14 protein-coding genes and 1 pseudogene are annotated in these 12767 nt (G+C 70.0%); 7 read left to right on the forward strand and 8 right to left on the reverse strand.

The genetic code is table 11. The features are described 5' to 3' along the window. Window positions 1-23: 23 nt before the first annotated feature. Genes MHY20_RS07940 through MHY20_RS07950 form a run of 3 tightly spaced genes read left to right on the forward strand, consistent with a single transcriptional unit; the run spans window position 24 to window position 1216 of the window. Window positions 24-788, forward strand: a complete 765-nt coding sequence (locus MHY20_RS07940) for a TIGR00730 family Rossman fold protein (RefSeq protein ID WP_239376081.1) — start codon at window positions 24-26, stop codon at window positions 786-788. An 11-nt stretch (window positions 789-799) separates the two neighbouring features. Continuing rightward, window positions 800-1006, forward strand: a complete 207-nt coding sequence (locus MHY20_RS07945; protein ID WP_183375083.1) for a hypothetical protein — start codon at window positions 800-802, stop codon at window positions 1004-1006. 39 nt (window positions 1007-1045) lie between these two features. Continuing rightward, a complete protein-coding gene (locus MHY20_RS07950; protein WP_183375082.1) occupies window positions 1046-1216 on the forward strand; it encodes a DUF3117 domain-containing protein in 171 nt (56 codons plus the stop codon). A 96-nt stretch (window positions 1217-1312) separates the two neighbouring features. On the opposite strand, the gene MHY20_RS07955 is transcribed toward MHY20_RS07950, so the two are convergent. Continuing rightward, window positions 1313-1963 carry a class I SAM-dependent methyltransferase gene (locus MHY20_RS07955; RefSeq protein ID WP_183375081.1) on the reverse strand — a complete coding sequence of 217 codons (651 nt, stop codon included), beginning with the start codon at window positions 1961-1963 and terminating at the stop codon, window positions 1313-1315. A 149-nt stretch (window positions 1964-2112) separates the two neighbouring features. On the opposite strand from MHY20_RS07955, the gene MHY20_RS07960 reads away from it, so the two are divergent. Further along, on the forward strand, window positions 2113-2544 hold the full coding sequence (locus tag MHY20_RS07960; protein WP_239376083.1) for a translocase: 432 nt from the start codon (window positions 2113-2115) through the stop codon (window positions 2542-2544). A 33-nt stretch (window positions 2545-2577) separates the two neighbouring features. Here the strand turns inward: MHY20_RS07960 and MHY20_RS07965 are convergent, their stop codons facing one another. Genes MHY20_RS07965 through MHY20_RS07980 form a run of 4 tightly spaced genes read right to left on the reverse strand, consistent with a single transcriptional unit; the run spans window position 2578 to window position 7211 of the window. After that, a complete protein-coding gene (locus tag MHY20_RS07965; RefSeq protein ID WP_239376085.1) occupies window positions 2578-3696 on the reverse strand; it encodes an Mrp/NBP35 family ATP-binding protein in 1119 nt (372 codons plus the stop codon). Continuing rightward, complete coding sequence (locus MHY20_RS07970; RefSeq protein WP_239376087.1) at window positions 3686-4363, reverse strand: DUF1003 domain-containing protein; 678 nt, start codon at window positions 4361-4363, stop codon at window positions 3686-3688. The genes MHY20_RS07965 and MHY20_RS07970 overlap by 11 nt, the downstream gene beginning before the upstream one ends. A 5-nt stretch (window positions 4364-4368) precedes the next feature. Further along, the gene (locus tag MHY20_RS07975; protein WP_183375076.1) at window positions 4369-5703 is read right to left on the reverse strand and encodes a CBS domain-containing protein; all 1335 of its coding nucleotides are present in this window, start codon (window positions 5701-5703) and stop codon (window positions 4369-4371) included. Then, window positions 5700-7211, reverse strand: coding sequence for an aminopeptidase P family protein (locus MHY20_RS07980; RefSeq protein ID WP_239376089.1), 1512 nt, complete (start codon window positions 7209-7211; stop codon window positions 5700-5702). Before MHY20_RS07980 ends, MHY20_RS07975 begins: the two co-directional genes overlap by 4 nt. A gap of 44 nt (window positions 7212-7255) precedes the next feature. On the opposite strand from MHY20_RS07980, the gene MHY20_RS07985 reads away from it, so the two are divergent. Both MHY20_RS07985 and MHY20_RS07990 read left to right on the forward strand, forming a co-directional pair. Beyond that, window positions 7256-8128 carry a PHP domain-containing protein gene (locus MHY20_RS07985; protein WP_239376090.1) on the forward strand — a complete coding sequence of 291 codons (873 nt, stop codon included), beginning with the start codon at window positions 7256-7258 and terminating at the stop codon, window positions 8126-8128. Next, complete coding sequence (locus MHY20_RS07990) at window positions 8125-8757, forward strand: MarC family protein (RefSeq protein WP_183375070.1); 633 nt, start codon at window positions 8125-8127, stop codon at window positions 8755-8757. Before MHY20_RS07985 ends, MHY20_RS07990 begins: the two co-directional genes overlap by 4 nt. Window positions 8758-9015: 258 nt before the next feature. Here MHY20_RS07990 and MHY20_RS07995 read toward each other — a convergent pair whose 3' ends face one another. From MHY20_RS07995 to MHY20_RS08005, 3 genes are all read right to left on the reverse strand, one after another. Continuing rightward, window positions 9016-10524: a DEAD/DEAH box helicase gene (locus MHY20_RS07995; protein WP_239376091.1), complete on the reverse strand. Its 1509-nt coding sequence runs from the start codon at window positions 10522-10524 to the stop codon at window positions 9016-9018. A gap of 18 nt (window positions 10525-10542) precedes the next feature. Continuing rightward, entirely contained in the window at window positions 10543-10764 is a 222-nt protein-coding gene (locus MHY20_RS08000) for a DUF3107 domain-containing protein (RefSeq protein WP_183375066.1), read from the reverse strand. A gap of 135 nt (window positions 10765-10899) precedes the next feature. After that, the gene (locus tag MHY20_RS08005; RefSeq protein WP_239376092.1) at window positions 10900-11517 is read right to left on the reverse strand and encodes a TetR/AcrR family transcriptional regulator; all 618 of its coding nucleotides are present in this window, start codon (window positions 11515-11517) and stop codon (window positions 10900-10902) included. 228 nt (window positions 11518-11745) lie between these two features. On the opposite strand from MHY20_RS08005, the pseudogene MHY20_RS08010 reads away from it, so the two are divergent. Then, window positions 11746-12767: pseudogene (locus MHY20_RS08010) on the forward strand (DNA helicase); the annotation flags it as partial.

Genomic DNA, 12767 nt, shown 5'->3' on the forward strand with positions numbered 1-12767 from the left:
GCGGGACCGTTAGGCTGGGGGCCATGTCAGAGACCAAGCAGAACGGCGACTACCGTAAGGGCCCGGTGGTCCTGCGGGGGTCCCAGCGACCCGACCGCACCACCGACCAGAACCTCCTCGAAGAGACCGCACCCGGCAGCTGGGTGCACTCCGACCCGTGGCGCGTGCTGCGCATCCAATCGGAGTTCGTGGAGGGCTTCGGCGCCCTCGCCGAACTCGGCCCCGCCGTCTCCATCTTCGGCTCCGCCCGCATCCGGTCCGAGCATGAGGACTACACGAAGACCTACGAGATCGCGAAGCGCATCGGCGACCGCGGCCTCGCCGTCATCACCGGCGGCGGCCCGGGCGTGATGGAAGCCGGCAACAAGGGTGCTCGCGACTCCGGCGCCGTCAGCGTAGGCCTCGGCATCGAACTGCCCTACGAGCAGGGAATGAACCAGTACGTGGAGCTCGGCGTCAACTTCCGTTACTTCTTCGCCCGCAAAACGGTCTTCATCAAGTACTCCCACGCCTTCGTGGTGATGCCCGGCGGCTTCGGCACCTTCGATGAGCTGTTCGAGGCGCTCTGCCTCATCCAGACCCACAAGATCCAGAAGTTCCCCCTCATCCTTGTGGGCAGCGAGTACTGGGCGGGTCTGCTCGACTGGATCCGGGGGCCCGTGTGCGACTACGGCGCGATCTCCCCGGGCGACCTCGACCTCATCCACGTGTGCGACACGGTCGATGAGGTGGATGCGGCGCTGCAGGAGCACTGCGCCCAGTACCGCGACGGCCAGCGGAAGGCCTGAGGAGCGCCGCCATGGTGTGGGTGCTCATCGGCTGCGCCGTCCTCGCCGCGGTCCTCTTCGCCGCTCTCGCCCTGGGTGTTCTGCCCGACGGGATGCAGCGTCCCCGTCCCCACCACCAGGCGATGGTGGAGCGGGTGCGGGGCGGCCCGACGGGGCCCCACAGCGGCTCGGATCACACTGTGATGCCTGACAGGCAGGCACAGGAAGATGACGGATAATGGACGAGTCCGCAGATTCTGAGCATGAAGGGGGCCCACATGGCCGCTATGAAACCCCGCACCGGCGACGGTCCGATGGAAGTCACGGAAGAAGGGCGCAGCCTCGTCATGCGCATGCCGCTCGAAGGCGGCGGCCGTCTCGTCGTGGAGATCAACCAGGACGAGGCCACCGAACTGCGCGACGCCCTCAACGGCGTCATCAAGGCCTGAGCCTCACCTTCGACTTCCCGTGCGCTGACGCACGAACGGATCCCCCTGACCGCTGAGCCCGCGCACCGGGCTCGCCGCCAGGGGGATCCGTTGCGTTCAGCGGCGCACCGCGGTCAGCACACCGTCGCCGGAGGAGCTGAGCGAGGACAGGAACTGGTCATCGTCATGCACCGCCCGCAGCAGTGACCGGATCGCCTGCGTGGTCGCATCTCGCGCCACCGGGTCCGCCACCCGGTCATGGAACAGCACATTGGTCACCACCGTGACCCCACCGGAGCGCAGCACCCGCGCCGACTGCGCGAACAGCTGCGCGGCCTGCGGGTGGTCCGCGGAGAACACGACCATGTCATAGGCGCGGTCCGACAGCCGCGACACCACATCCAGGGCCTGGCCGGCGATGGTCCGCACCCGGTTCGTGCGGATCCCCGCCTCGTCGAACGCCGCCCGGGCGGCCCGCTGGTTCTCGCGCTCGTAGTCGATGGTGGTGAGGACCCCGTCGGCCGTCATCCCGGAGAGCAGGTACAGCGACCCCACGCCGCTGCCGGTGCCGATCTCCACCACCGACTGGGCGCGCACCATCGCCGCGGAGGTGCGCAGCTGGGCGGCGGCGCCCCGCAGCAGGGGAGCGACCCCCAGCTCGTTGCCGCGCTCGCGGGCACGGGCCAGCAGCCCGGGGACGGGGAAGAGTTCGTCCTCGTCGATGAACTCTTCGCCAAAGGCCCACGATGCGATCTTTCCGGACGCCACGAGCGCACCGCCTTCCTGTCGGGATCGATACGTCCCCAGGGTAGTGCACCCGTGGGTCACGATCCGCGCACATGCCCGTCCGGTCAGCGAGCACGGTGATGTCCCTGGCATAATGGCGAGGACTCTTCTCGACGAATGGTGGGACAAGCGTGCAGATCTTCGGGCTGAACGGCTGGGAGCCGGTGGTTCTCATCCTGGTGTTCCTCCTGGTCATCGGGCCGCAGCGCCTCCCCGAGTACACCCAGAAGGCCGTGCAGGGCATCAAGAAGCTGCGCCGCTGGGCGGATGAGTCGAAGGCCAGTCTCGAGGACGAGATGGGCATCGCGGTCGACGACCTGAAGAAGTACGACCCCCGCCAGTACGACCCGCGCCGCATCGTCCGCGAAGCGTGGGACTCCACCGGCATCGAAGACGACTTCCGCTCCGTCGGTGACGCCGCGAAGCGCGCCACCACCCTGTCCGGCTCCACCGCGGTGGACGCCTCCGGGGCGGCCGCTGGGGCCGGTGCCGCCACCGCGAATCGCGGCGCTGCCGAGGCACCCGTCATCGAGGGCACCCCGTACGATCCCGAAGCGACCTGAGGGCCCCCGCCGATCTGCGGCGAGGCCGCGGGATCACATGACGGTGAGCTTCAGCTTCCTGCCCGCAAGGCCCCGCGGCTTCGCCACCGCGGATGCGATCCGCAGGAACTCCTGCGCCGCCGGCGACGTCGGATCGGACACCACGATCGGGGTGCCCGCATCGGAGCCCTCCCGCACGGGCTGTTCGAGGGGGACCTGGCCGAGCAGCGGCACCCGTCGGCCCTGAGCGGACGACAGCTCATCGGCGACGCGCTCACCGCCGCCGGCACCGAACACCTCCATGCGGGTGCCGTCCGGCAAGTCCATCCAGCTCATGTTCTCCACCACGCCGATCACCGACTGCTGCGTAGAGGAGGCGAGCGACCCGATCCGCAGCGCCACATCCGAGGCCATCGAGTTCGGGGTGGTCACCACCATCAGCTCCGCCGACGGCAGCAGCTGTGCCACCGAAATCGCCACATCGCCCGTCCCGGGCGGCAGGTCCAGCAGCAGGAAGTCGAGGTCGCCCCAGAAGACGTCGGAGGCGAACTGCTCGATCGCGCGGTGCATCTTGGGGCCGCGCCACACCACGGCCTGCCCCGGCGGCACGAACACGCCGATGCTCATCACCTTCACACCGTGCGCCTCCGGGGGCATCAGCAGGTCGTTCACCTTCGTCGGCTGGTCGGTGACGCCGAACATGCCGGGGATGGAGAAGCCGTGGATATCGGCATCCAGCACCCCCACCCGATGGCCGAGGGAGGCGAGAGCGGCGGCGAGGTTCGCGGTGACGGTGGACTTGCCGACCCCACCCTTGCCGGACGAGATGCCGAGCACCCGGGTGAGGGAATCGGGCCGATTGAACGGGATCTCCCGTCGGCCCTGGCGCAGCGAATCCACGAGGCGCTTGCGCTGCTCCTCGCTCATCGTGCCGGACTCCACCCGCACCTCGGTGAGGCCGGGCACCGTCGCGGCCGCTTCGGCGGCCATCCGTTCGATGTTCGAGCGCATCGGGCAGCCCTCGATGGTCATCAGCACCCGGATCTCCGCCGCGCCGCGCTCGTCCACCGTGATCGACTCCACCATGTCCAGTTCGGTGATCGGCCGGCCGATCTCCGGGTCGATGACGGAGTTCAGGGCTGTGCTGATCTGCTGAACGAGCTCAGCGGTCACGGGGTGCGTCCTCCTTCGGGGCGTCGGGTCGGGGCATGTCGCTCAGAGCGCTGCGGAGCTCTTCGCGGACGATGCGGCGGATCGCGTCGGTGTCGGGGCCGACGGGTGCCGGCGCCCGATGCGTCGACGCTGCGGCGGGGGCCGGCACGCGCGGGTCGCCCTGCTGGGCGTCGGTCAGCTCCTCCAGCAGGTCGCGCAGCTCACCGCGGACGTAGTCGCGGGTGGCGACGTCGTTCACCGCGAGGCGCAGCGAGGCGATCTCCCGGGTGATGAAGTCGGTGGTGGCGTGCGCGCTCTCCGCACTGTGGCGGTCCGCTTCGGCCTGCACGCGGTCGCGGTCGTCCTGCCGGTTCTGCGCGAGCAGCAGCAGGGGAGCGGCGTAGGACGCCTGCAGCGACAGCATCAGGGTCAGCAGGGTGAAGTTGAGGGCGCGCGGATCGAACTGCAGAGTCTCGGGCAGCAGCGTGTTCCAGCCGAGCCAGACACCGCAGAAGATCGTCATGCCGATGAGGAACCCGGGGGTGCCCATGATGCGGGCGATCCACTCGGCGGCGCGGCCGAACGCGTCGCCGTCGCTCTGCCCGCCCTTCGGGGCGCGGTGCAGACTGAACGCGCGGCGCTGCACCACGGGGTCGTCCACCTGCGGGATCTGACGCTTCTTCGCCATCGGGCTCACCGCCCTTCGCTGTTGGATCGGTTGACTTCGGCTGCGATCTCCCGCAGGTCCATCTGGCCGGTGACGGCGGCGTCCACATCGTCCTGTTCGCGCCAGTCCTCCGGGAGGACATGGTCGAGGACGTCATCCACGGTGACGGCGCCGAGCAGGTGGTTGTGCTCATCCACCACCGGCAGGGACACGAGGTTGTACGCGGCCATTTCGCGGGTCACTTCGCTGAGCGAGGAGTCCGCGGAGAGCTCCGGGTAGTCGGAGTCGAGGATCTCACCGACGGGCCGCTCCGGGCGCTCCCGCAGCAGGTGCTGGAAGTGGACGGCGCCGAGGAACCGGCCCGTCGGGGTCTCCAGCGGCTGCCGGCACACGTACACCATGGCGGCGAGGGCGGGGGAGATCTCCTGGCGGGAGATCATCGCCAGGCACTGCGCAACCGGCGCCTCGGGCGACACCATGATCGGCTCGGTGGTCATCATGCCGCCGGCGGTGTACTCGTCGTACTCCAGCAGACGCCGCACATCAGCGGCCTCCTCCGGCTCCATCAGCTGCAGGAGGGCTTCGCCGAGCCGCTCGGGGACCTCCTGCAGGAGGTCGGCGGCGTCGTCGGGGTCCATCACGTCCAGCACGTCCGCGACGCGCTTCGTGTCCAGCCCGGACACGATCTCCACGCGGGTGTCCTCCGGCAGCTCCTCCAGCATGTTCGCCAGACGCTCATCGGAGAGCTCCTCGGCGACCTCCCGCCGACGCTTCGGATCCATCTCGTGGACGAGGTCCGCGAGGTCGGGGATCTTCAGGTCCGAGTAGGAGGCGAGCAGCAGCTGCGCGGACTGCTCAGCGGCGGAGCCCAGCAGGCCCGTGGCCTCGTCCCAGTCGACGGTCATGGTCTCGCCCCGGCCCACGAGCTTGGACAGGGCCCCGCCGTGGCGGCGGCGCCGCACGAACAGGCGCGACACCTCCCATTCGCCGGGGCGCTTCTGCTCCAGGGCGACGTCCTGCACAGTCGCCTCGCCGGACCCGTCGGTCAGGGTGACCACGCGGTCCAGCAGGTCGCCGATGACGAGCACCTCGCTGCGGCGCATCTCGAAGCGGCGCGGGTTCAGCTCGCCGCGCATGATGACCTGTCCGGTGCTGATCGACATCACGCGGGTGGCGCCGAGGAAGATCCGCCTGCGGCCCGGGATCTCCACCACGAAGCCGACGGCGCGGGCGGGGCGCCGGTCCTGCGGCACCAGGACGACATCGCGGATGCGGCCCACCTGGTCACCGATCGGGTCGAAAACCCCCGTGCCGGCGAGGCGCGCCGCATAGAACCGCGAGGAGGCCGCCGGGCTGCTCACAGCAGCTCCGCCATCCAGGCCTCCACCTCGTCGGGCGTGCGGGCCAGAGCGGCGGACATGTTGACGGCGCCGTCGGCGGTGACGAGGATGTCGTCCTCGATGCGCACACCGATGCCGCGCATCTCCTCCGGTACGAGCAGGTCGTTGTCCATGAAGTACAGGCCCGGCTCGATCGTGAAGACCATGCCCTCTTCGAGCTCGGCATCCAGGTACATCTCGCGGCGCGCCTGCGCGCAGTCGTGCACGTCCATGCCGAGGTGGTGGCTGGTGCCGTGCACCATCCAGCGGCGGTGGAACTGGCCCTCGGGGCTGAGGGACTCCTCCGCGGTGCCCGGCAGCAGGCCCCATTCCTCGAGCGCGGCTGCGATCACCTTCATCGCCTCGTTGTGGAGGTCGCGGAACTTCAGGCCCGGCTTTGCGATGGCGAAGGCGGCGTCCGCGGCCTCCAGCACGGTCTCGTAGACCTTGCGCTGCACGGGGGTGAAGGTGCCGGAGATCGGCAGGGTGCGGGTGATGTCGGCGGTGTACAGGGAGTCCACTTCGACACCGGCGTCCACGAGGATGAGGTCGCCGTCCTTCACCTGGCCGTTGTTGCGGATCCAGTGGAGGGTGCAGGCGTGGTTGCCGGCGGCGGCGATGGTGTCGTAGCCGACCCCGTTGCCGTCGGCGCGGGCGGTGCGGGCGAAGGTGGTCTCCACCAGGCGCTCACCGCGGTGGTGCTTCTTCGCCTCGGGCAGGATCTGCACGACCTGCTCGAAGCCGCGGATGGTGAGGTCCACGGCGAGCTGCATCTGGTCGATCTCGAACTGGTCCTTCACCAGGCGCGCCTCGGACAGGGTCTGCTGCGTGTGGGCGTGCAGGTCCGCTTCCTCCTCGCCGGTCGGCAGGCCGTTCTGGGAGCGGATCTCGGAGACCATCGACTGGACGGACTGGTCCACGTTCGGCACCACGGTCAGGTTGAGCGAGCCGCCCACGTCCTTGGCGATGGCGTCGCGGAGGTCGTCGATGTGGCGGCACGGCACACCGATCTGCTGCTCGACCTCCTCGAGGGTCGGGCGGCGGCCCACCCACAGTTCGCCGTAGCGGGAGTCGGCGTAGAACTCGTCGGTGTCGCGGCCGGAGCGGGGCCGGAAGAAGTAGGTCGCCTCAGCGCGCTCAGGGTCCTCGGCCGACGGCTCCACGACGAACACCGAGTCCGGCTCCTCATCGGTGCCGAGACCGGAGTAGTAGGCGAAGCCGGTGTCGGGTCGGAACGGGTAGTCCGTGTCGTTGGAGCGGACCTTGAAGTTGCCGGCAGGCATGACGATCCGCGTGTTCGGCAGTGCCTTCACGAGGGCGTCGCGACGCGCCGGAGTGAACGCGGCGACCTCGCGGCGCTCAGCGGGCGGGACGGACTCATCCCAGCCCTTGGCGATGAATGCGCGGAACGCCTCGTTGGCGGGTCGCTGAGAACGGGTGTCTCCGCGCTTGGACAGGTCGTCAGAACGGGTCTTCTCGTTGGTACTCACCCCTCGATGATCCCATGGGGTGCTGAGTGAGGCAGAATCGGGGTATGGACCGGATCGATCTGCACGCCCATTCCTGCGTCTCCGACGGCACGGACACCCCCGCCGAGCTCATCGCGGCCGCCGCGGCAGCCGGCCTGGACGCGGTGGCGATCACCGATCACGACACCGTCGACGGCTGGGACGAGGCGGCCTCCGCCGCCGCGGAGCACGCCATCGCTCTGGTGCGCGGCATCGAGGTGACCTGCCGCCACCAGGAGCGGTCTCTGCACCTGCTGGCGCTGCTGGTGGACCCGTCGGAGGGCACCGCCCTCGCGCAGCGCCTGGCGAGCCTGCGCGCCTCCCGCGTGACGCGCGCGCAGCGGATGGTGGAGCTGATCGCCGCGGACTACCCCCTGACCTGGGAGGACGTGCTGGCCGCCTCCACGCGCGACGGCGTTTCTCCCCGCACGCTCGGCCGCCCCCACATCGCGGATGCACTCGTCGCCGGCGGGGTCGTGCCCGACCGATCCGCCGCGTTCGCCGACATCCTCACCCGCAGTGAGTACCGCGTGGACAACGAGGAGTACCCGGCCCAGGAGGCCATCGCCGACATCCACGCCGCTGGGGGCGTGGCGATCGCGGCGCACGTGCTGTCGGGGGCGCGGGTGCGGGGCCCGAAGCGGGAGGTGGGCGACCGGCTGGAGTCCCTGATCGCCGCGGGGGTCGACGGATTCGAGGTCGACCATCGCGAGCACGACGACGCGGAGCGGGCCCTGCTGCGCGAGATCGTGTCCTCCCACGGGCTGATCGGCACCGGCGGGAGCGATTATCATGGCTCCGGCAAGCCCAATTCCCTGGGTGAGAACCTCACCCCGGCCGCGTCGCTGGCAGCGATCAGCGAACGCGCCACGAGCACCACCGGAGTCCTGCACCCGTGACCTTCATCGACGTCGCCTTCCTGACCAGCGTCTTCGTGACGCTCTTCGTGATCGTCGATCCGCCGGGCACGATCCCGATCTTCATGGCGCTGACGGGGTCGATGACCGCGAAGCAGCGGTCGAAGGCGGCGTGGACCGCGACCGGCGTCGGCATGCTGATCATCGTCATCTTCGCGGTGTTCGGCCAGTTCATCCTCGGCTACATGCACATCTCACTGTCGGCGCTGCAGGTGTCCGGTGGTCTGCTGCTGCTGATCATCTCGCTGCAGCTGCTGACGGGCAAAGAGGACGAGATGGCGGCGTCCGATGGTGTGAATGTGGCGCTGGTGCCGCTGGGCACTCCGCTGCTGGGCGGCCCCGGCGCGATCGTGGCGGTCATGCTGTTCGCGCAGCAGGCGCAGGGGTCGATGCCGCGCACCATCGGCCTGGTGGTGGCGCTGCTGACGATCGCCGCGATGATGTTCCTGTTCATGCGGTTCAGCGGGGTCATCTCCCGCATCCTCGGCAAGGGCGGCGTCACCCTCGTGACGCGCGTGGCGGGCGTTCTGCTCGCCGCGATCTCGGTCCAGATGATCGCCGATGGCGCTCAGGCGTTCCTCACCACCTGGGGTCTCATCCCCGAGGCCTGACCGGGACCGCTGCGCGTCCCGCTCTCGCCGCACCGGCTAAGACCGCTTCGAGGGGGCGGTGGGAGAGACCGCGCCGCCACGCGGGGGCCGACGGGTGCACCCGCAGCGTCAGCAACACGAACTGCAGCGCGTACAGGCTCAGTGCGGTCCGTCGCTCGGGGCGGTGTGCGCGATCACCATCGAAACAACGGCCGCACCGCGCGCCCAGTCCAGGGCGAGAACGCGGTGCGGCCGAATGCTGTGCTCGGTCGCGGGGAGTCAGCTGCCGGCGGACTCGCCGCCTGTGCGCTTCTGCGCCACGACTTCGCCGTTGACGCGACGGGTGCGGGTGCGGCTCCGTCGGCGACGACGGCGCGCAGGCGCCTCCTCGCCGGTGCCCGCCTGCTCGGTGCGCTCAGCACAATCGCCGCCCCGGCCACCACGACCGGCATCGCGGCCGCCACGGGAGCCGGTGCGTCCACCGCGGCCTCCGCGACCGCCGGCACGGCTGCGGGAGTCGGGACCGCCGAGGTCCTCCAGGACCTCCGCGTCCAGGCCCTCGCGGGTGCGCTTCTCCTTCGGCAGCTTGCCCTTCGCGCCCTCGGGGATGTCGAGGTCGGTGAACAGGTGCGGGGAGGTGGAGTAGGTCTCCGGGACCTCCAGCGGCAGGCCGAGCTGCTTGGCGATCAGGCCCCAGCGCGCCAGGTCCTCCCAGTCCACGAACGTGACGGCGGTGCCGCGCTTGCCCGCACGGCCGGTGCGGCCGGTGCGGTGCAGGTAGGTCTTGTCGTCCTCGGGGCAGGTGTAGTTGATGACGTGGGTGACGTCCTCCACGTCGATGCCGCGCGCGGCGACATCGGTGGCGACGAGCACGTCGATCTTGCCGTTGCGGAATGCCCGCAGTGCCTGCTCACGGGCGCCCTGGCCGAGGTCACCGTGCAGGGGAGCGGCGGCGAAGCCGCGGTCCTGCAGATCGCCGGCAGTGCGGTCAGCGTCCCGCTTCGTGCGGGTGAACACGATGGTCAGGCCGCGGCCCTCCGCCTGGAGGATGCGGGCGAGGACCTCGTTCTTGTCCAGCTTGTGCGCCTGGTAGATGACCTGCTTGATGTCCGCCTTCGTGCGGGCGGTGTCACCGGGGTCCGCGGCGCGGATGTGGGTGGGCTGGGACATGAAGCGGCGCGCCAGCGACATGATCGCGGCCGGCATGGTGGCGGAGAACAGCATGGTCTGCCGCTTCTCCGGCACGGCGCGCAGGATCTTCTCCACGTCCTCGAGGAAGCCGAGGTCGAGCATCTCATCGGCCTCGTCGAGCACCGCGACCTTCACCTTGGACAGGTCCAGATGCTTCTGGCGCATGAGGTCGATGAGGCGACCGGGGGTGCCCACCACGACCTCGACGCCCTTGTTCAGGGCCTCGACCTGCGGTTCGTAGGCGCGGCCGCCGTAGACGGTGAGGACGCGCACGGAGCGGTTCGCGGATGCGATCGAGAGGTCGGAGGAGACCTGCACGGCGAGTTCGCGGGTGGGGACAACGATCAGGGCCTGCGGGGCGCCGTCGGTGGTGGGGCCGTCCTCACCGGGGCCGACGACGGCTTCGAGCGCGGGAATGCCGAAGCCGAGGGTCTTGCCGGTGCCGGTCTTGGCCTGGCCGATGATGTCGCGGCCGCGGAGGGCGACCGGCAGGGTCATGGCCTGGATGGGGAAGGGGGTGGTGATGCCCTTGGCTTCCAGGGCGGTCACGATGTCGTTGCGGACACCGAAGTCCGCAAAGGTCTCGGTTGCTGTCACAGGTTCAAGCTCTCTTCATCAGGAGAGGAAGCCCACGCGTCGAGGCTCCTCCGTCGACAGGTCGACGTAGGCGATCTTCGCCCCGGGAACCAGCACGACGCGGCCCTTCGGGTCCTCGAGGCGCAGCAGCGAGGATTCGGCGACGGCGGTCTCGATCAGCGCCGTCAGGTCCTCAGCGGACTTCTCGCTCTCCACTGTGATCTCACGAGGGCTGTGCTGCACACCGATGCGAAGTTCCATGGATCTTCCTTCAATTCACAATCGTGCGCCCGCTCAACCGCGGCGCCGAGGACGGTCAGTCCGGGCGGCGGCGGGAGGGGCGCTGGCCGTGCGCAGGTGTGCGCACGATTTTCGTACCAGTGGCCAGTCTACAGCTCACTCGTCATCGAACTCGGGTGCGCCCTGGAACGACATCACACCGTAGGTAAGCAGCTGCACTGTCTCGTCGATAGCGGCCTGCAGAGCGTCCGGGTGCAGCTCATCGGGGCCGGAGTCCGCCAGCTGGTGCGCGGAGGACTGGATGGAGCCGGCGAAGATGCGGCCGAGGGTGAGGGCTGTGCGGCGCTCCACGTCCCGGGTGGCGGTGAACACCTCCGCGATCGCGAGCGCGCCCTCGTCCTGGATGCGGCGGATCTCGGTGTGGACGTCGTCGGAGATGTACTCCTTGCCGAAGAACATCTGCATCGTCTGCCGGTGCGTGGCCACGAGGTTGAAGTACATGGTGACGCCGGCGCGGACCCGGTCCTCGGTGGTGCCGCCGTAATCGGAGTAGGAGGCGATCTGCTCGCGCAGGTACTCGCCGATGCTGGCGATCACCGCGACGTACATGTCCTCCTTGGACGCGAAGTGCTGATACAGCACCGGCTTGGTGATGCCCGCGGCGCTGGCGATGTTCTCCATCGACGTGGGATGGAAGCCCTTCTCGCCGAACTTCTGCGTGGCGATGTCGATCAGCTGGGCGCGGCGCTGAGCGCGCGGCATGCGTTTGGTCAAGGGACTCCCCTCTCACTGTGCTGCCAGGACCGTCCGGGTGCGTAGAATCAGGAGCCGCTGTCGGGCGGGCGGGGCAGCAGCGTCCGGTGACTCCGGCTGCTGCCCTCATCGTAGGGTGTTTTCGGCGGCGAGGACGCCTGTGCGCCCGATCTGTGGTGCGTGTTACCGAATGGCCCGGCGATAAGTTACCGGCGGGCCCGAGCCGAGTGATCGGAGGAGAGGGTGCGGATGCTTCCCCCGCGGGCCGATCGCCCCGCCGAACTGCTCGATGCGGACGCGCTCAGCGACGGACAGCGCGAGGCCCTCGCCGTCCTCGAGGACGACGGTGACGCCCTCGTCGTCGCCGCACCCCGGTCCGGCGCCACCTCCCTCATCGTCACCGCTGCGGCCCGCGCCATGGGCACCGACGACATCCTCGTGCTCGCTCCCACTCGTGCCCGCTCCGCCGCGATCCGCACCGCCCTGATGGCGGTTCAAGTGGCGGCGGGTCCCACCCCGCCGGTGCCGCCGCTGCCGGCCTGCGCAACGCCGACGGCGGCGGCGTTCGCCGTGGTCGCCGACCGCAGCGCCCGCACTGGCCGTGGTGACCCGACCCTCGTCACCGGCGCTGACCAGGACGCCCTGCTGGAGGAGGTCCTCCGCGATCCAGCGCTCGACTGGCCCACCTCCCTGCAGGGCGCGGTCCACGAACTGCCGGGCTTCCGCACGGAGGTGCGCGATGTCATCGCCCGCGCCGCCGAACGTGGCCTGGGCCCCGAGGATCTGGCCGAGCTGGGCCGACGAGCGCACCGGCCCGTGTGGTCGACCACCGCCGGTGTGTTCGAGGCGTACCGGGACGTCCTCGCCCTGCAGGCCGCCACCGCTGTCGACGCGGGCCCCCGCCTGGACGGTGCCGGCCTAGTGGACGCCGCGGTCCAGGAGATCGAGGCGGGCCGCGCACCGTCGCCGGATGTGCTGCTCGTCGATGACCTGCACGACTTCACCCGCGCCGGTGTGCGGCTCATCCAGGCGCACCTGCGCGCCGGTGCCCGCGCCCTCATCACCACCAGCGCCGACCAGGCCACCGAGACGTTCCGCGGCGGCATGCCGGAAGCGGCCGGCCTCCTGCTGGAATCAGCCCCGCGCCCCCTGCACTCGGTGACCCTCACCGAGGCGTTCGACCAGGACGGGGCGATCACGGTGTTCACCGACCGGATCCGCTCCCGCCTGCCGCTGCACGGGGCACCGGCCGCCACCCGTCGGCCCCGCGC

This window comes from Helcobacillus sp. ACRRO (assembly GCF_022347125.1).
Taxonomy (GTDB): Bacteria; Actinomycetota; Actinomycetes; order Actinomycetales; family Dermabacteraceae; genus Helcobacillus; species Helcobacillus massiliensis.